The following is a 19,029-nucleotide window of genomic DNA, read 5'->3' as shown; positions in this document are numbered from 1 at the left end:
GACGTGTTAGGCATTAGGATCGAATCAACGTTCAAAGACGACTGAAAGGGAACTCATGGCTGGTGCATCCACCCTCAGCAGCTACTCCACGACCTCACCGGTGAAGGCCACCGCCTCCGTACTGGTGCTGGCAGCAGCGGACTCGAAGGTCCTCGGGCTCGAAGGCGCAAAGGCGGCGAAGACCGCGCTTGACGCCGCGGCCCAGGCGATCGGGTTCAGCGGAAAGGCCGGATCCACCGCTCGTGTTCCCGCTCCGAAGGGTGTCGCCGCCGGCTCCGTCCTGCTGGTGGGCCTCGGCGATTTCGATGCCGACGATACCGATGTCGCCGCAACAGCAGAATCGCTGCGCCGCGGTGCCGGTGCAGCACTGCGCGCCCTGGACGGAGTCGAGTCGATCGCTCTGGCTCTGCCCGCCGCTACTCCGGCCGAGGTCGAAGCGGTCACCGTGGGTGCCGGACTCGGTGCCTACCGGTTCCTCGACTACCGCAGCGAAGGCAAGACCCCGGGCGAGATCACTGTCATCGGCCCCAAGGGCAAGACCTTCACCGCCGCCCATGACGCCGGTGAGGTCATCGCGGCCGCAACCAACCGAGCCCGCAACCTCGTCAACACTCCCCCGCTGGATCTCTACCCCGAGTCCTATGCCGAGATCGTCAAGGACCAGGCCAAGGACCGCAAGCTCAAGGTCACCGTCCTCGGCGAGAAGGAGCTCAAGGCCGGAGGCTACGGAGGAATCATCGGCGTCGGCCAGGGTTCGACCCGCGGGCCCCGCCTCGTCAAGGTCGAATACGCGCCACGCGGAGCCAAGCATCATCTCAGCTTCGTCGGCAAGGGCATCACCTTCGACTCCGGCGGCATCTCGCTGAAGCCCGCGAAGAGCATGGAGGACATGAAGTCCGATATGGCCGGTTCCGCGGCCGTCGTGCAGGCGCTCTTCGGCATCGCCGACCTCAAGCTGCCGGTGCGAGTGACCGCATGGCTGCCGATGGCCGAGAACATGCCCGGATCCTCTGCGCAGCGTCCCAGCGATGTACTGAAGATGCGCAGCGGCAAGACCGTCGAGGTCACGAACACCGATGCCGAAGGCCGTCTCGTCCTCGCCGATGCCCTCCACGACGCAGGTGCGGAGAACCCCGACCTGCTCATCGATGTGGCCACTCTCACCGGCGCTCAGATCGTCGCGCTCGGTGAACGCACCTCCGGAGTCATGGGTTCGGAAGCCGCACGGGCTGAGGTCATCGCCTCGGCGTCCGTGGCCGGTGAACAGATGTGGGCGATGCCGATCCCCGAGGAGATGCTCTCCGGTTTCGACTCCACCGCCGCCGATCTGACGAACTCGGGACCGCGCCCCGGAGGCATGCTCGCCGCCGCCGCGTTCCTGCGGGAATTCGTTGCCGAGGATGCGAGCTGGGCGCACATCGATATCGCCGGGCCGAGCTTCAACGGGTCCGCACCCTTCGGCTACACACCGAAGGCCGCGACCGGAGCAGCGGTGCGCACCCTCATCGAAATCGCGAAGGCGAAGGCCTGAGCCCAATGTTTCTACCCGCTGTCGAGGTGAACGTGATGATGCCCACCTGTGTCCAATCAGACAGCGTTTTTCTTCGCCCCGCGCAAGAAAAGTGGAAAGATAAGACTGAAAGCTGCGTACTGCAGGCTTATTCACAGCTACGAGGAGAAATCCGTGAGTGACGAATTGACCTACGACCTTGTCGTTCTGGGTGGCGGAACCGGTGGCTACGCCGCTGCTCTGCGCGCCGCAGAGCTCGACATGAAGGTCGCTTTGATCGAACGCGACAAGGTGGGAGGCACCTGCCTGCACCGTGGCTGCGTGCCGACGAAGGCTCTTCTGCATGCCGCAGAAGTCGCCGACACCGCCAAGAACTCCGAGACCTTCGGCATCGAAGCCGAGTTCAAGGGGATCGACATCGCCAAGGTGCTCGAGTACAAGGACGGGGTCATCACCCGCAACTACAAGGGTCTGCAGGGTCTGGTCAAGGCTCGCGGAATCGACACCTACTTCGGAACCGGCAAGCTCGCCGGCAAGGACACCGTCGAGGTCGCCGGTGAAGACGGCAACCACACCGTCAAGGGCACGAACGTTCTGCTCTCGACCGGTTCGACGTCGAAGACCATCGGACTCGAGATCACCGACCGCGTGATCACGAGCACCGAGGCCCTGCAGCTCGACAAGGTCCCGAAATCGGCCATCGTGCTCGGCGGCGGCGTCATCGGCGTCGAGTTCGCCAGCGTCTGGAACTCCTTCGGAGCCGACGTCACGATCGTCGAGGGCCTCAAGCACCTCGTGGCCAACGAAGACGAGACCATCTCGAAGAACCTCGAGCGCGCCTTCAAGAAGCGCAAGATCAAGTTCAAGCTCGGCGTGATGTTCAAGGGCGTCGAAGAGACCGCCGACGGTGTCAAGGTCACCCTCGAAGACGGTTCGACGCTCGAAGCCGAGTACCTCCTCGTGGCCGTCGGCCGCGGCCCGGTCACCGAGGGCTTCGGATTCGAAGAGCAGGGCATCCCGATGGATCGCGGATTCGTCCTGGCCAACGAGCGTCTGCACACCGGCGTCGGCAACATCTTTGCGTGCGGCGATATCGTCCCCGGACTCCAGCTGGCCCACCGAGCATTCGGTCAGGGCATCTTCGTCGCCGAGGAGATCGCCGGGCTCAACCCGGCACCGGTCGTCGAATCGGGCATCCCGCGCGTCACCTACTGCGAGCCGGAGATCTTCTCCGTCGGACTCTCCTCGGCACAGGCCGAAGAGAAGTACGGCAAGGATCAGGTCGAAGCACTCGAGTACAACCTCGGCGGCAACGGCAAGTCTGTGATCCTGGGCACCACGGGTCTCATCAAGGTCATCCGCGAGAAGGACGGCCCGGTCGTTGGTGTGCACGGAATCGGAGCGCGTCTGTCCGAACAGGCCGGTGAAGCTCAGCTCATCGTCAATTGGGAAGCATTCCCCGAGGAAGTCGCGCAGCTCATCCACGCGCACCCCACGCAGAACGAAGCGCTCGGCGAGGCCCACCTGGCCCTGGCCGGAAAACCCCTGCACTTCCACTCATAAGATCCGAGGAGACGAATACTCATGTCGAATTCCGTTCAGATGCCGGCTCTCGGAGAGTCGGTCACCGAGGGCACTGTCACTCGCTGGCTCAAGGAAGTGGGCGAAGAAGTCGAGGTAGACGAGCCATTGCTCGAGGTGTCGACCGACAAGGTCGACACTGAGATCCCCAGCCCGTACGCGGGCACTCTCGAGCAGATCCTCGCCGAAGAAGATGACGTGGTCGAGGTCGGCGGCGACCTCGCCTACATCGGCGACGGCAGCGGTGCCTCCTCCGAGGACGAGGCTCCTGCCGAGGAACCCGCCGAAGAGCCTGCAGAGGCCCCGGCCGAAGAAGCTCCCGCCGAAGAGGCACCGGCAGCTGAAGAGGCTCCTGCGGAGGAATCCGCTCCGGCCGCTTCGGATTCCGGTTCCTCCGAAGGCACCGAGATCACGATGCCCGCGCTCGGCGAGTCCGTCACCGAAGGCACCGTGACGCGTTGGCTCAAGGAAGTCGGCGAAGAGATCGAGGTCGACGAACCACTCCTCGAGGTCTCAACCGACAAGGTCGACACCGAGGTCCCCTCCCCCGTCGCCGGAGTCGTTCAGGCTCACCTGGCGGAAGAGGACGACACCGTCGAGGTCGGCGCTCCTCTGGCCCGCATCGGCTCCGGTGCCCCGGCCGAATCCGCACCGGCTGAGGAAGCGCCCAAGGAAGAGGCCCCCGCAGAAGAAGCTCCGGCCGAAGAGGCTCCGAAGCAGGAAGCCCCCAAGCAGGAGGCCCCCGCCGAGGAAGCTCCCAAGCAGGAAGCACCGAAGCAGGAGTCGGCTCCCAAGCCGGCCGCGACCGCATCGGCACAGTCCGCTTCGGCCGCTCAGGCTGAAGAGCCGGTGGAGGCCGCTGCACAGGCCCCTGCCGCCGCCGACACCGTGGGCGAGAACGCTGCCTACGTCACTCCCCTCGTGCGCCGCCTGGCTCGCGAGAAGGGTGTCGACCTCTCGAAGGTCACCGGCACCGGAGTGGGCGGTCGCATCCGCAAGCAGGATGTCGAGACTGCCGCGAAGAACGGCCCTGCCTCCGCACCGGAAGCGCAGTCCGCGGCTCCGGCCGGAGCACCCAAGGCTCCGTTCAAGGTCGAGATCCCCGAGGAGGTCGCGAAGCTGCGCGGCACCACGGAGAAGGCTTCGCGCATCCGCCAGACCATCGCCAAGCGCATGAGCGAGTCCCTCGATGTCTCCGCTCAGCTCACGCAGGTCGTCGAAGTGGATATGTCTCGCGTTGTGAAGCTGCGCAAGGCCAACAAGGAAGCATTCCAGGCCAAGCACGGTTCGAAGCTGACCTATCTGCCGTTCTTCGCGAAGGCCATCGTCGAGGCACTGCAGGTGCACCCGAAGGTCAACGCCCAGTACGATCTCGAGTCGCAGGAGATCACCTACTTCGATCATGAGCACCTGGCCGTCGCGGTCGACACTCCGCGCGGACTGCTCGTGCCCGTGATCAAGGATGCCGGTGAACTCAGCGTCGCAGGTCTGTCGAAGGCCATCGACGATGTCGCCGACCGGACCCGCAACAACAAGATCATGCCGGACGAACTCTCGGGCGGAACCTTCACGGTGACCAACATCGGCTCCGTCGGAGCGCTGTTCGACACGCCGATCATCAACCAGCCGCAGATGGGCATTCTCGGCACCGGTGCGATCGTGCGTCGTCCCATCGCCGTGAAGACGGCCGATGGCGACGAGGCGATCGCCATCCGCGACATGGTGTACCTGCCGTTGACCTACAACCACCAGCTGGTCGACGGTGCGGATGCAGGACGCTTCCTGCAGACCATCAAGGCACGCCTGGAAGAAGGCAATTTCGAGGCCGATCTCGACCTCTGAGCCTGACTCTTCCGTTTACCTTCCGAGGGGCTGACCATTCGTGGTCGGCCCCTCGGGGCATTCACGGACCGGCTCATTCACAGCACCTCGCATTCACGGCGCAGCGACCTCCCGGACCTCGGCCACGAGCCATCGCCCCTCGACCCTCTCAAGTTCGAACTCGACGGTCTGTGCGGTGAACTTCTGCAACGCAGCACCGGTGCCCGCACTGGAGCGCATGAGCGCAGAGACGACCACCCGGTCCTCGTCAGTCGCGACGATCTCTACGTTCTCGACGTCGATCGCATAGTCAGTCTCGGCATACGCTGCAGGATCGATGAGCTCATCCGCCGCCGCGGCAGCGGATTCCGGCACCGTCAACGCCTGCAGAGCAGCCTTATCGCCGTCGCTGAGAGCCTTTGCCCGCGATTGGCACAGGTCTTCGAGGACTTCCGCGACGTCCTCCACTTTCGGAGGCGACGTCTGCTCGGGAGACGGAGCCGTCCCCTGGCCGGAGGAGGCTTCTTCTCCCCTGACGGCCGCTGTGTTCGACCATGAGGACCAGACGACGATTCCGCCGACGAGCGTCAGGCATACGGCGATGCCGATCAGCAGGGTGCTGCGTCCGAACACTCGAGACAGCTGAGCACTCCTCAGCCGAAACCACAGCGGCTCCACGGCGCTCTGCACCACTGCCTGCAGCTGTCTTCGTCCAACCGGTCGCCGGCGTTCCCGTCTCGAGCGCCGCGAGTTCTTCGCCCCGGCTCGCAGCGGAGACACCCCTCCACCGCGCAGAGGCGGAGCCGGTGCTCCGAGCGTCGACGAGACGGTCTCCTTCGAGTCCCGGCTCGGTCTGAGTCCCGACGCCACCCGCAGCCGCGCCGTCAGCGCCGATTCCGGCGCGGTACCGCTTTCAGCGGGAACAAGCGGCAGTGCCGCGGGACGGTCGAGCGTACGGAACGATTCGGCCGCCTCGGCGAGGGCTGCGCCCAATCCGCTGTCTGATGCCGAGTCATCGAGGAGATCGGCAACGAGCGTTCGCAGGGCCGGCGACGAATCGGTCAGCGCGAGATCGACGGGAAGCAGCACCTCGGCCCACGGTCGTCCGTACACGGCATGGTAGATCATCTCCCCCAGCGCACGGCGCGGCGTCGTCGCCAACGAAGCTGTTACGCCGGGGACGATCACCGGGCGTCCGTCCGCGTCGAGGGCGAACGCGGACAGAGTGAGCCGATCCTCAGGGCGCGTGCACGTCCGCAGCTGTTCGATGATGCCGAGGAAGAGGGTACACAGCTCAGCCTCGGTCAGTCCCTGATAGGCACGGACGACATCGAGGACGAGCCCACCGGGCGAAGCCGGGACGACGAGAACGGAACGGGTGCCGTTCGGGAGTGCCACCTCGGCGAAGGCGAGAACTCGGGGATCGTCGGCATCGAAATCGTTGTGCTCGACACCCCACGCACTGCGACCATCGGAATCGACGACACGGTGGATATCATCAGCGATCGTGGCTCGGAACTCCCATGTCATCGTTCGTCATCTCCAGTGATGATGTTTAATGTCGTTTGATAACGCTCAATGATCGTCGCTGAAGTAGTGGTGTGTCAAGGGCCACAGCCCCGTTGGTGGTCGACAGATGTGATTGGGAACAAATTGAACACTAGGGTCAAGAGTCATAGTGTGGAGCCATGCCCCTGGCCACAGAAACGCTCGGGTTCGCCCCTGTCCTCTCGGACTATCGGCAGACTTGGGAATTGCAGAAGAGATACCACGAAGAAGTGCTCGCAGGTCACCGTCGATCGACGATCCTGCTCCTCGAGCATTCACCGGTCTATACGGCTGGGAAGCGCACCGAGGATTTTGAGCGGCCGACCGACGGAACCGATGTCATCGACGTCGACCGCGGCGGGAAGATCACCTGGCACGGTCCCGGACAGCTGGTCGCGTACTGCATCTACAAGCTCTACGACCCCAAAGAGGTCCGGCTATTCGTGTCCCAGCTCGAGGACGCGATGATCGCCCTGCTCGCGGAATACGACATCGATGCGACCACGATCGAGGGCCGGGCCGGCGTCTGGCTGAAAGGCGACGATGTGCGTCGCGACCGCAAGATCGGCGCCATCGGCATCCGTATCCACGAAGGCGTGACGATGCACGGTTTGGCCCTGAACTGCAGCAACGACCTCGGCGCCTACGAGTCCATCATCCCCTGTGGGATCACCGACGCCGACACCACGACCATCAGTGCCGAGCTCGGTCGCACCGTCACCCCCGCAGATGTGGCACAGCGACTCGACGAAATCTTGCACGAGACCATCACCGCATAGGAGAACTCAGATGACGATCGCACCAGAAGGCCGCCGCATGCTCCGCGTCGAAGCCCGCAACTCCGAGACTCCCATCGAAGACAAGCCGGCCTGGATCAAGGCGAAGGCCCATATCGGTCCCGAGTACACCGCGCTGAAGTCGCTCGTGCGCAAACAGGAGCTGCACACGGTGTGCGAGGAGGCCGGATGCCCGAACATCTTCGAATGCTGGGAGGATCGCGAAGCGACATTCCTCATCGGCGGCGAACAGTGCACCCGGCGCTGTGACTTCTGCCAGATCGACACCGGCCGACCGGCCGAATTCGATGCTGACGAGCCTCGCCGTGTAGCCGCCTCGGTGGCGGAGATGGGTCTGCGCTACTCGACGATCACCGGCGTGGCCCGTGACGACCTCGAGGACGGCGGCGCCTGGCTCTATGCCGAGACCGTACGCCAGATCCACGACCTCTCATACGTCGACGGTCGCGGCACCGGCGTCGAGCTGCTCATCCCCGACTTCAATGCCAAGCCGGACCAACTCGCCGAGGTCTTCTCCTCCCGTCCAGAGGTGCTCGCGCACAACGTCGAGACGGTTCCGCGCATCTTCAAGCGGATCCGTCCCGCGTTCCGCTATGAACGTTCGCTGTCGGTCATCACTCAGGCCCGCGAGGCCGGTCTGGTGACGAAGTCGAACCTCATCCTCGGGATGGGCGAGACGAACGACGAGATCATCTCCGCTCTGCAGGACCTGCACGACGCCGGATGCGACCTCATCACGATCACGCAGTACCTGCGCCCGTCGCCCCGTCACCACCCCGTGACCCGGTGGGTGAAGCCTGCGGACTTCGTGATGCTGCGCGATGCGGCCGAGGAGATCGGCTTCCTCGGTGTCATGTCGGGCCCGCTCGTGCGTTCGTCCTACCGTGCCGGTCGTCTGTGGGCGACCGCCATGCGCCGTCGCGGCGAGGAGATTCCCTCGCATCTGTCGCACTTGGACAAGCACACGCCGGCCAAACAGGAAGCGCAGGCCGTTGTGGATACCTTCGGCCCTGGCGAAGAGGTAGACTTGACTGCTGAGCAATGAGCATCGGCCTCCCCCTGATTTCCGGAGGCGACGCCGCAACGCCCCTCAAGAGCAAGTGAGAGAATGAGCGAAGAACCGCGTAAGGGACTCTTCCGGCGCAAGCCGAAAGATCCGAACAAGAAGCCCGGCCGTCTGGCGCAGATGCGTCAGGTCTACGAACTGTCGGCCAAACACAATAAGGCGACCCCGTGGCTGCTGGCCGCAGCCGTGCTGGGCTGCACGATCATCGGCCTGTTGATCGGTCTGCTCATCGGCGGCACCACCGCGATCTTCACGACGATCCTCGGCTTCATGGTCGGCCTGCTGCTGGGCATGTTCATGCTCGGACGCTTCGCCGAGACCGCCGCATTCGCTCAGATGGACGGACAGCCCGGAGCCTTCGGCGCCGTCCTCAACACCGCTCGTCGCGGATACCTCATGGATGAGAAGCCGATCGCCGTCGATCCGAAGAGCCGGGATCTCGTGTTCCGCTCGACCGGTCGTGCCGGTGTCGTCCTTCTCAGCGAAGGTCCGAAGGGCCGCAGCGCGAAGCTGCTCGCCAAGGAGAAGAAGCGTCACGAGCGCATCCTCCCCAACGTCCCGGTTCACACCTTCCAGGGTGGCAAGGAAGAGGGACAGCTGGCGATGAAGCAGGTCGTTCCGGCCGTGCAGAAGCTGCCGCGCAAACTCAACCGCGCCGAGGTCCTGGCCGTGCGCAATCGCCTGGCCGCTCTGGGAACACAGGGTTCGCGCCCGCCGATCCCGAAGGGCATCGACCCGAACAAGGCCCGCCCGAACCACAAGGCCATGCGCGGACGCTGATCCACAGAAAACTTTACTCAGAAGGGAACGGCGCCGACTCACACGAGTCGGCGCCGCTTCCTTTTGCCCGCTCACCTATCCCCAATTGCTACCTGACGGGGGCCCAGCTACCTCGCGCGAGGTATCTAGGCCGCCGTCAGGTAGTTCGGGGAGGTCAGCGGCGGAGGATGACGGTTCCTGCCGCAAGGTCGTGGACTCCGCGGTTGTCGCGGTTGAAGATGAGCGCCGGAATGACGAGCACGACGAGAACGGCGCGGATGAGCGACTTGATCAGTCCCGGCACGTGGCCGTCGAGGCGCCGGACTTCGATGCCGAAGAGACGATGGCCAACCGAATACCCGAGAGTTCCCACGAGCACGAAGTTCTCGAGAGCGAAGATCGCAGGAGCGAGGATCGGATTCGCCGGATCGATGAGATTGGCGATGGCCAGACACATCAGCCAGTCGACGAGCAGGGCGAGGATGCGCTTCCATGCCGGGGCCAGAGAATGCGAGCCGTTGACAGGCAGACCCAGCCGCTTTCCGGGCCAGTCGTCTTCTTCCCTGTCGAACCGGGGTCCTTCGAGCCAGGAACCAAGGTCGTCACGATTGATCACTCCCCCAGCCTACGAAATCCGGCCTGAGTGGATCCTCAGGAAACATGCCCGAAACACGGGCGACATCACCACTTCATTGTTCGGCGACTAAGATTGACTGTGGTCAGGACAAACGGCCACCGTACACGAACTAGGAGACCTAAGTGTTCTCGTCTGCTGAAGAACTCGTCAACTACATATCGGAGAACGACGTCAAATTCGTCGATGTCCGGTTCTGCGACCTGCCCGGTGTGGTCCAGCACTTCAACCTCCCAGCCGCCTCGTACGGCATCGAGGAGATCACCGAAGGTCTGCTCTTCGACGGGTCCTCCATCACAGGCTTCCAGGGCATCCATGAATCCGATATGAAGCTGCTGGCCGATGTCACGTCCGCGTACATCGACCCCTTCCGTGAGGCCAAGACGCTGGTCATCACCCATTCGATCGTCGATCCGTTCACCGATGAACCCTACTCGCGCGATCCCCGCCAGGTCGCGGCCAAGGCCGAGTCCTACCTCGAGTCCACCGGCATCGCCGATACCGTCTTCTTCGGCGCCGAGGCGGAGTTCTACCTCTTCGACTCCATCCGCTACGAGAACACTCCCGGCGGCAGCTTCTACAAGATCGGCTCACAGGAAGCCGCGTGGAACACCGGCTCTGATGAGGTCGGCGGAAACCAGGGCTACAAGACCCCGTTCAAGGGCGGCTACTTCCCGGTCTCGCCGCAGGATCAGTACGCAGATGTCCGCGACAAGATGTCGCTGACGCTCGAGGAGATCGGCTTCGAGATGGAGCGGGCGCACCATGAGGTCGGCACCGCCGGTCAGCAGGAGATCAACTACAAGTTCAAGACGCTCCAGCACGCAGGCGATCAGCTGCTCGACTTCAAGTACGTGATCAAGAACACCGCTTTCGAGCTCGGCAAGTCCGCGACCTTCATGCCCAAGCCGCTCTTCGACGACAACGGCTCCGGCATGCACTGCCACCAGTCGCTGTGGAAGAACGGAGAGCCTCTGTTCTACGACGAGAACGGCTACGGCGGACTCTCCGACCTGGCTCGGTGGTACATCGGCGGACTCATCGAGCACGCCGGCGCGGTGCTGGCGTTCACGAACCCGACTATCAACTCCTACCGCCGCCTGGTGCCCGGCTATGAGGCTCCGGTCAACCTCGTCTACTCCGCCCGCAACCGTTCTGCCGCGATCCGCATTCCGGTGACCGGATCCTCGCCGAAGGCCAAACGGCTCGAGTTCCGCGTTCCGGACCCCTCGTCGAACCCGTACCTCGCCTTCTCTGCCCAGCTCATGGCCGGGCTCGACGGTATCCGCAACCGCATCGAACCGCCGGAGCCCATCGACAAGGACCTCTACGAGCTCCCACCCGAGGAGGCCAAGGACATCAAGCTCGTTCCGGGCACCCTCGACGAGGCGCTCAACGAGCTCGAGAAGGACCACGACTTCCTCACCGCCGGCGATGTGTTCACTCCCGACCTCATCGAGACCTGGATCCGCATCAAGCGTGAGAACGAACTCGATGTCGCTCGCCTGCGTCCGACACCGACGGAGTTCGAGCTCTACTACGCACTCTGATCTCGGCCGGCGGCCGATCTCGGGCCACCTGAGATCGCGCAGCCGAGTGGAATAGAGTGAGGGCGTCACGGGTTATCCCCGTGGCGCCCTTTCGGCTCTGCGGCCGCAGACACGGCCGGTCGGATCACGCACCATCGGAGGGATGGACTTTGACGCACTATGACCTGCTGCTCATCGGCACCGGTTCGGGAAATATGTTTCTCGACAAGCGATTCGCGGGTCTGAAGACCGCCATCGCCGAGGAATGGCACTTCGGCGGAACCTGCCTCAACGTCGGGTGCATTCCGACGAAGATGTTCGTCTACCCCGCCACCCTGGCCGAGCAGGCCACCCAGGCCGAACGCTACAACCTAACCCCGACCCACCCCGAGGTGGATTGGACCGGACTCCAGGAACGCATCTTCTCCCGCATCGACGCGATCGAGTCCGGAGGACGCGAGTACCGCAGCAGCGATCGACAGCCCAACGTGACAGTTGTTCCCGAACACGTTCACTTCACCGGAGAGAAGACCGTGCGCACAGCCTCCGGTGAGGAGATCACCGCCGATCGCATCGTCATCGCCGCCGGGGCCCACCCGTTCATCCCCGATATCGCAGGGCTCGACACCGCCCGCATTGACACCGACGAATACCCCGTGTTCACTTCCAACACTGTGATGCGCCGTGCCGAACAGCCGCGACGCCTGGTCATCATCGGCTCCGGGATCGTGGCTATGGAATTCGCCCATGTCTTCGCTGCGCTCGGCACCGAGGTGACCGTCCTGGCTCGCGGTCCCCGCCTCCTGGGCAATATCGACGAGGAGGCCGCCGACGAGTTCACACGGATCTTCGACTCCTCCCACGCCGTCCTCCACGGAGCACAGGCCAAGCAGATCGACATCACCGACGGTGAGGTCACATTGACCATCGAACCCAGCGGGCGCCTCGCCGAGGCGGACCTGCCGGAGACGATCACCGCGGACGGTGTGCTCGTGGCCACGGGAAGGATCCCCAACACGGCCGAGCTCGACGCCGAAGCCGCCGGGTTCGACATCACCGACGGGAAGCGCCTGTCAGTTGATGAGCACCAGCGCGTTCTGTCCGCCGGTCAGCCGGTGCCCGGCATCTTCGCCCTCGGAGACATCTCGTCACCCCATCAGCTTAAACACGTCGCCAATCACGAAGCGAAGATCGTCGGCCGTAACCTGGCCGCCGACGTCGCGGCTGGAGCTCCGGGCAGTGCTCGGACCGATGACCTCGCCACGGTCAACCATCATGCCGTTCCTGGGGCCGTGTTCTCCTCTCCTCAGGTCGCCTATGTCGGCATGACCGAGGCGCAGGCCGCGGATGCCGGACACGATGTCACGATCAAGGTGCAGAAGTTCTCCGATGTCGCCTATGGCTGGGCGATGGCCGATGATCCGGGCATTGTGAAGATCATCGCCGATCGCAAGACTCGGCACATCCTCGGCGCTCATATTGTCGGGCATGAGGCATCGATGCTCATCCAACCGCTCATCCAGGCGATGGCCTTCGGCCAGAAGGCCGACGAGGTGGCCACCGGGCAGTATTGGATCCACCCGGCTCTGCCCGAGGTGATCGAGAACGCCCTGCTCGGACTCGAGTTCAACGACTGACCTCTCAACCGCAATCTGACTTGGCGGACGCCGAGACAGGCATCGCGACAGTGATCTGCCGCGGCCGGTGAGTCAGAAGTCGTAGAAGCGGTGCTCCATCACGGAACGTGCGTGCCTGGTGGTGCGCAGGTAATCGTCTTCGAGGTCATGGCCTGCCCCTGCCGGATAACCGAGCAGGCGGGCCGTGGCCTCGAGTTCGGTGTGATCGGCGGGCAGCGATTCGGCGGTGCGGCCGCGGAAGAGCATCACAGCTGAACGTACATCGGTGGCCAGCTGCCAAGCCGCTGCGAGCTGTTCGGCATCCTCGGCCGGCAGCAGATCCTCGTCCGCGGCCACTTCGAGAGCCGGCAGAGTCGAGGTCGTGCGCAGCATTTCCAACCGATGCCCGTGCTGGAGCTGCAGGAGCTGGACGGTCCATTCGACATCGGAGAGGCTGCCTCGGCCGAGTTTGAGATGTCGACGCTTGTCGGCATTGCGCGGCAGCCGTTCGTCTTCCATCCGCGCTTTGAGCGTGCGCACCTGCGTCAGTGCTTTCTGCGGCATCTCCGTCGGGTAGCGAAGCGGGTCGATGAGTGCCAGGTAGGCAGCGATGAGTTCGTCGTCGCCGGCCACCGGACGTGCCCGTAGAAGTGCCTGTGCCTCCCACGGCTGAGACCACTTCGCGTAGTAGGCCTGGTAGGACGAGAAGCTGCGCACCAATGGTCCGTTCTTGCCCTCCGGACGCAGATCGGCGTCGAGGTCGACTCCCTGAGCGCCTTCGCTGGCCTTGAGCCGGGACGACAGCTGGAGGGCCACTTTCGTCACATGTTTGCTCAGCTTCGCCCGTGCCTCGGCGTCGAGATCCTCGCCTACCGGGCGGTACACGAACATCGCGTCGGCATCGGAGAAGTAGCCGATCTCTCGTCCGCCCCAGCGGCCCATGGCGATTATCCCGAATTCGTAGTCCGGAGTCTCGGGTCCGTCCAAGTCTGTTCGGACCGCCTGCAGGGCTCCACGCACCGCCAGGTCCATGAGGTCAGAGAGATCACCGGGTATCTCAGCCCGGTCTCCGACGTCGAGGACGTCGCGCAGAGCGATGCGCAGCAGCTCTCGGCTGTAGGTCTCACGGATCGGGGTGACTGCGTCGGCTCCATGGCGTTTGAGCAACCCGTCGACCTCAGCGTTGAGGATCGCCAGGTCGCGAGCCTCGAGGTTCTCATAGCGATCCAGCCAGGCGACGGCAGCGGGCTGGCGCAGCAGAAGTTCCGTCGCATACCCGGACAGGGAGAGCACTTCGGCTACGGATTTGGCGGCCAGACCGGAGTCGCGCAGCATCTTGAGGAACCAGCCGGACGAAGACAGCGATTCGCTCAGCCGTCGGAAGGCCAGCAGCGCTCGGTCGGGTTCGACTCCATCGGAGAACCAGTCGAGCAGGGCCGGAAGCACCTGCTTGATGACCATTGCGGTTCGCGACATCCCGGTGGTCAGTGCCTTGATATGGCTCAATGCGCCTTGCGGGTCGACGTATCCGAAGGCCTGGAGACGATCGGCAGCCGCCTGCAGGCTCGATCCCCGTTTCTGCGCATCGACGACGGCACCGTGGATGCCGACGGCCGCCTCGAGGATGGGGCGATAGAAGATCTGTTCGTGGAGGCGGGTGACCTGCTTCGCATAGTCGCGTCGAGCCTCTTCGAGGCGGTCACCGGTCCGGGAACCGGAGCGGAAGACGGAACGGGCCAACATCCGCAGCTTGTCCTCGTCGTCGGGGATGAGAGCGTTGCGCATCATCCGCGGGATCTGCACGCGGTGTTCGACGACGCGCATGAACCGATACGCAGCGGAGAAGACAGAGGCGTCCTGCTGGCCGATATATCCGTGCTCACCCAGCTCGCCGAGCGCGACGAGGGTGTTCGGGGTGCGGATGTCCTCATCATTGCGGCCGTGGACCAGCTGAAGCATCTGTGCGGAGAATTCGACGTCCCGCAGTCCGCCGCGGCCCAGTTTGATCTGCCGTGGGGCCTCAATAGCCGGGATGAGGTCGACGACGCGACGCCGCATCGCGCGGATCCCGTCGATGAAGCCGGGACGGCTGGCCGCCTTCCAGACCAAGGGCAGAAGGGATTCTGAGAATGCCTCCCCCACTTCGACGTCACCGGCGACTGGGCGGGCTTTGAGGAGGGCCTGGAATTCCCAGTTCTCCGCGATATCGGCGTAATAGTGTTCGAACTCTGAGAGCGTGCGCACGAGCGCCCCGGCTTTGCCCTCGGGACGCAGCGCCGTGTCGACTTCCCACAGCGCGGGTTCGCCTCCCGCGTCGGAGAGGATGCTGCGCATGCGTTGGGCGAGTTCGGTCGCCAGGTGTCTGTCCTCCTCCGACTCGGCGGAGTCGAGGACGAAGACGACGTCGACATCGGAGACGTAGTTGAGCTCTCGTGCTCCGGTCTTGCCCAGGGCGATGACCGCCAGACGGATGCCGGCCGCCTCGTCGAGCTCTGCCCGCGCGATGGCCAGGGCCGCATCGAGCGCGGCCGCGGCCAGGTCGGACAGGACGGCCATGACGTGGTCGACGATCTCGTCCGGGGTCTCTGCCGACAGGTCGTCGGCGACGAGGCGGAGCACAGCGTCTCGGTAGTTCCGGCGCAGCGCCTTGACGCCTTCGTCTCCGGTCACAGTCGCGCGCGGAGCCGGGTCCTCGGGGTCCGCACCGAGGACCGTGAGCATCTCTGCTCGCAGGGATACCGCCGAGGCGGCAGGCGTGGAGATCAGCAGGAACGGGTCGGGAACGAGCAGCAGCGGCAGGGAGTCGGGATGCCGGACCAGATGGTCGACCATCGCCTCCGAGGTGCCGACGACCGCGAGGAGCCGGGCCAGGAGGGGGCGGTTGAGTTCGTCCTCGGCCAGCTCGCTCTTCGATCCGGTCCGCACTGCGTCCAGCAGGGCCGCGGAACCCTCCCCCGCGGCCTCGATCACGCGCAGCAGACCCAGCGCCGCTCCATGCGGATCCGGGGTTGCCACGAGGAGATCAACGAACCGCGAATCAGTGGCCAGAGGGACGCCGAGGAGCTCATCGAGCTCATGGAGGAACCGAGAGGTGGCCTCCGGGACGCTGGTCGTGCGTGAGGTGATAGCGGCCATCACATCGAGGTGAAGTGCTTCGCGAGCTCATATGGAGTCACCTGCGCGCGGTAATCGGTCCATTCCTGCCGTTTGTTGCGCAGAAAGAAGTCGAACACCTCTTCGCCCAGGGTCTCGGCGACGAGATCCGATCCCTCCATCAGCTCCAGGGCATGGGACAGACTGCGCGGCAGCGCTTCGATCCCCATCGCCCGACGTTCGGTGGAAGAGAGCAGCCAGACGTTGTCCTCGGCCTCTTCGGGCAGTTCGTAGCCCTCTTCGATCCCCTTGAGTCCCGCTGCGAGCATAAGCGCATACGACAGGTACGGGTTGGCCGAGGAGTCCAGAGCACGGTACTCGACGCGGGCGGATGAGGACTTTCCGGAGTTGTACTGCGGGACCCGCACGAGAGCAGAACGGTTGCGGTGGCCCCAGGAGATGTACGACGGAGCTTCATGGCCGGTCCAGAGGCGTTTATAGGAGTTCACGTGCTGGTTGGTCACTGCCGAGATCTCGGCGGCGTGGGTGAGCAGTCCGGCGATGAACTGTCGGCCGGTTTTCGACAGCTGATATTCGGCCCCCGGTTCGAAGAAGGCATTGTTCTCGCCCTCGAACAGGGAGACGTGCGTGTGCATCCCATTGCCCGGGTGATCGGCCATCGGCTTGGGCATGAACGAAGCGTAGACGCCTTGGGAGATCGCGACCTCTTTGATGACCGACCGAAACGTCATGACGTTGTCGGCCATGGTCAGCGCGTCGGCGTAGCGCAAGTCGATCTCGTTCTGACCGGGCCCGGCCTCATGATGGGAGAACTCCACGGACAGCCCCATCGCTTCGAGCATGGTCACAGCTTCGCGGCGGAAATCATTGGCCGTTCCCCCGTTGACATGGTCGAAGTAGCCGGCTGTGTCGACGGGCATCGGCGCTGTGCCGTCGCTGATCCCGGACACAGGGTCGAGATTGTCGGTCTTGAAGAGGTAGAACTCGATCTCAGGATGCACATAGAAGGTGAAGCCGCGTTCGGCGGCTTTGGCCAGAGTGCGTTTGAGGACGTTGCGCGGATCGGCCGGCGCCGGCTCTCCCCCGGGCACGTGGATATCGCAGAACATCCTCCCGGTGGGCTCGGTCTCCCCGCGCCAGGGCAGCAGAGAGAACGTCGAGGGGTCGGGCTTGAGCACCATATCGGCCTCGAACACGCGGGACAGCCCTTCGACTGCCGAGCCGTCGAATCCGATGCCTTCGGAGAAGGCGCCTTCGAGTTCGGCGGGGACGATGGCCACGGACTTCAGCTGTCCCAGGACATCAGTGAACCAGAGTCGGATGAATCGCACTTCACGATCCTCGACGGTCCTGAGAACGAATTCCTCCTGACGCGACATCTATTCAGCCGTTCCACTTCTCGTCGTCTTCGTCCCACTGCTGATTGCGTTCACGTGCCTTCTCCAGGGCGGCGCGGGCGACTTCCTCGGTCTCGTAGGGCCCCATGCGGTGGGTCCAGTCGCTGACCAGGCCCTTTTCCACGGTGTTCGTCTCGAGGTTGAAGTAGTACTTCGAGTTCGGGTCGTCGATATCTTCGTAGAGTCCCATGGCGAGCCTTCTCTCCTCTGCGGGGTTCTGCATTGACGCTTTCAGCTTACCGTTTCAAGTCGCGAACTGACGGAATGTGTCGCTTATGCGTTGGAAGCGCCCTATCTGCATCTTTGGTGCAGTCTGAGCCCGACTGGAATCATGTTTTCCGCGTTATCTGGCACCCAGACGCACTGATTTCGCATCATTGGTGACGAAAACAGATTTAAAGGTTTGCTCTCCAAACCTTCTAAGGAATAGAGTTGTCACCATCGACGACCGACGGAGAAGTCGGCCGCCTCCGCCCCTGCGGCACACGATCAGGAGAGAAGGACACACCATGCGCATTTCAGTGCCCACCGAGGTCAAGAACAATGAGTTCCGAGTCGCCATCACCGCTGCCGGCGTCCATGAACTCGTCGCCCACGGCCATGAGGTCACCGTGCAGGCAGGAGCCGGCGAGGGCTCCTTCATCGCCGATGCCGAATACGAGGCTGCCGGAGCGAAGATCGCCCCCGACGCCGCCACCACATGGGCAGCCGGCGACCTCGTGCTCAAGGTCAAGGAGCCGATCGCCCAGGAGTACGGCTTCCTGCGCAAGGATCTCGTCCTGTTCACCTACCTCCACCTCGCCGCGGATGAGGCGCTCACCACTGCTCTCATGGAGGCCGGCACCACCGCCATCGCCTATGAGACCGTCCAGCCCGACGGCGGCGGACTTCCGCTGCTGGCTCCGATGAGCGAGATCGCCGGACGCCTGTCGACTCAGGTCGGCGCTCACAGCCTGCTCAAGGCCAACGGCGGCCGCGGGATCCTGTTGTCCGGAGTCCCCGGTGTCGAGCGCGCGAATGTCGTCGTCATCGGTGCCGGTGTGGCCGGGACGAATGCCGCCCGGATGGCTCTGGGCCTCGGAGCGACCGTCGAGGTCATCGACATCAACATTCCGCGTCTGCGGCAGATCGATGAGACCTTCGCCGGTGCCATCGGCACGAAAGTGTCGAACAAGTACGAGATCACGAAGTCTCTGGCCACAGCCGACCTCGTCATCGGTTCGGTGCTCATCCCGGGCAAGAAGGCGCCGAAGCTCGTCACCGACGAGATGGTCGCTGGGATGAAGCCGGGATCGGTGCTCGTCGATATCGCCATCGACCAGGGCGGCTGCTTCGAGAATTCTCGTCCGACGACTCACGACGATCCGACGTTCACCGTCCATAACTCGGTCTACTACTGCGTGGCGAACATGCCGGGTGCGGTGCCGAACACAGCCACTGCGGCGCTGACGAATGCGACTCTGCCCTTTGCTGTGAAGATCGCCGACCAGGGGTGGCACAAGGCACTGTCGAACGATTCTGCGCTGGCCCGTGGTCTCAACATCCACAATGGGCACGTCACGAACGACAACGTCGCAGAGGCATTCGGCTTCGAAGCCGTCTCCGTGGCCCACGCTTTGGCCAACTGACCCAATTACTACCTGACGGCGGCCCAGCA

At 64.0% G+C, this 19,029-nt stretch carries 14 protein-coding genes; 9 read left to right on the top strand and 5 right to left on the bottom strand.

Annotated elements, in window-relative coordinates:
• The first annotated feature begins 55 nt into the window (after positions 1 to 55).
• The 3 genes from BEP01S_RS09190 (at position 56) to sucB (ending at position 4,933) form a co-directional block, all read left to right on the top strand.
• Positions 56 to 1,531, top strand: coding sequence for a leucyl aminopeptidase (locus BEP01S_RS09190; protein WP_062242462.1), 1,476 nt, complete (start codon positions 56 to 58; stop codon positions 1,529 to 1,531).
• A gap of 153 nt (positions 1,532 to 1,684) precedes the next feature.
• The gene (gene lpdA / locus BEP01S_RS09185; RefSeq protein WP_039207715.1) at positions 1,685 to 3,073 is read left to right on the top strand and encodes a dihydrolipoyl dehydrogenase; all 1,389 of its coding nucleotides are present in this window, start codon (positions 1,685 to 1,687) and stop codon (positions 3,071 to 3,073) included.
• A gap of 21 nt (positions 3,074 to 3,094) precedes the next feature.
• Entirely contained in the window at positions 3,095 to 4,933 is a 1,839-nt protein-coding gene (sucB, locus tag BEP01S_RS09180) for a 2-oxoglutarate dehydrogenase, E2 component, dihydrolipoamide succinyltransferase (RefSeq protein ID WP_062242460.1), read from the top strand.
• A 93-nt stretch (positions 4,934 to 5,026) separates the two neighbouring features.
• On the opposite strand, the gene BEP01S_RS09175 is transcribed toward sucB, so the two are convergent.
• Entirely contained in the window at positions 5,027 to 6,442 is a 1,416-nt protein-coding gene (locus BEP01S_RS09175) for a hypothetical protein (protein ID WP_062242458.1), read from the bottom strand.
• 158 nt (positions 6,443 to 6,600) lie between these two features.
• Here BEP01S_RS09175 and lipB point away from each other — a divergent pair, with 158 nt between their 5' ends.
• From lipB to BEP01S_RS09160, 3 genes are all read left to right on the top strand, one after another.
• The gene (gene lipB / locus BEP01S_RS09170; protein ID WP_039207718.1) at positions 6,601 to 7,239 is read left to right on the top strand and encodes a lipoyl(octanoyl) transferase LipB; all 639 of its coding nucleotides are present in this window, start codon (positions 6,601 to 6,603) and stop codon (positions 7,237 to 7,239) included.
• 10 nt (positions 7,240 to 7,249) lie between these two features.
• Positions 7,250 to 8,302 carry a lipoyl synthase gene (gene lipA / locus BEP01S_RS09165; protein ID WP_039207719.1) on the top strand — a complete coding sequence of 351 codons (1,053 nt, stop codon included), beginning with the start codon at positions 7,250 to 7,252 and terminating at the stop codon, positions 8,300 to 8,302.
• A 63-nt stretch (positions 8,303 to 8,365) separates the two neighbouring features.
• Entirely contained in the window at positions 8,366 to 9,103 is a 738-nt protein-coding gene (locus BEP01S_RS09160; protein WP_039207720.1) for a DUF4191 domain-containing protein, read from the top strand.
• Positions 9,104 to 9,257: 154 nt separating this feature from the next.
• On the opposite strand, the gene BEP01S_RS09155 is transcribed toward BEP01S_RS09160, so the two are convergent.
• Complete coding sequence (locus BEP01S_RS09155; protein WP_062242456.1) at positions 9,258 to 9,698, bottom strand: RDD family protein; 441 nt, start codon at positions 9,696 to 9,698, stop codon at positions 9,258 to 9,260.
• A gap of 143 nt (positions 9,699 to 9,841) precedes the next feature.
• Between BEP01S_RS09155 and glnA (BEP01S_RS09150) the strand changes: the two genes are divergently transcribed.
• Together glnA (BEP01S_RS09150) and BEP01S_RS09145 are read left to right on the top strand one after the other, a co-directional pair.
• Complete coding sequence (gene glnA / locus BEP01S_RS09150; protein WP_062242454.1) at positions 9,842 to 11,266, top strand: type I glutamate--ammonia ligase; 1,425 nt, start codon at positions 9,842 to 9,844, stop codon at positions 11,264 to 11,266.
• 149 nt (positions 11,267 to 11,415) lie between these two features.
• The gene (locus BEP01S_RS09145; protein ID WP_062242452.1) at positions 11,416 to 12,882 is read left to right on the top strand and encodes a mycothione reductase; all 1,467 of its coding nucleotides are present in this window, start codon (positions 11,416 to 11,418) and stop codon (positions 12,880 to 12,882) included.
• Between the two features lie 72 nt (positions 12,883 to 12,954).
• On the opposite strand, the gene BEP01S_RS09140 is transcribed toward BEP01S_RS09145, so the two are convergent.
• From BEP01S_RS09140 to BEP01S_RS09130, 3 genes are read right to left on the bottom strand one after another with little or no spacing between them, the layout of a single operon-like run.
• Complete coding sequence (locus tag BEP01S_RS09140; RefSeq protein ID WP_062242450.1) at positions 12,955 to 15,996, bottom strand: bifunctional [glutamine synthetase] adenylyltransferase/[glutamine synthetase]-adenylyl-L-tyrosine phosphorylase; 3,042 nt, start codon at positions 15,994 to 15,996, stop codon at positions 12,955 to 12,957.
• Positions 15,996 to 17,354 (bottom strand): type I glutamate--ammonia ligase, encoded by a 1,359-nt coding sequence (gene glnA / locus BEP01S_RS09135; protein ID WP_062242448.1) that lies wholly within the window; start codon positions 17,352 to 17,354, stop codon positions 15,996 to 15,998. The genes BEP01S_RS09140 and glnA (BEP01S_RS09135) overlap by 1 nt, the downstream gene beginning before the upstream one ends.
• A 4-nt stretch (positions 17,355 to 17,358) precedes the next feature.
• Positions 17,359 to 17,562, bottom strand: a complete 204-nt coding sequence (locus BEP01S_RS09130; RefSeq protein ID WP_062242447.1) for a hypothetical protein — start codon at positions 17,560 to 17,562, stop codon at positions 17,359 to 17,361.
• Between the two features lie 319 nt (positions 17,563 to 17,881).
• Here BEP01S_RS09130 and ald point away from each other — a divergent pair, with 319 nt between their 5' ends.
• Complete coding sequence (ald, locus tag BEP01S_RS09125) at positions 17,882 to 19,000, top strand: alanine dehydrogenase (RefSeq protein WP_039207730.1); 1,119 nt, start codon at positions 17,882 to 17,884, stop codon at positions 18,998 to 19,000.
• Positions 19,001 to 19,029: the final 29 nt, after the last annotated feature.

Origin of the sequence: Brevibacterium epidermidis NBRC 14811 (genome assembly GCF_001570805.1) — a bacterium.
Taxonomy (GTDB): domain Bacteria; phylum Actinomycetota; class Actinomycetes; order Actinomycetales; family Brevibacteriaceae; genus Brevibacterium; species Brevibacterium epidermidis.
This window is presented reverse-complemented; position numbering and strand designations above follow the sequence as displayed.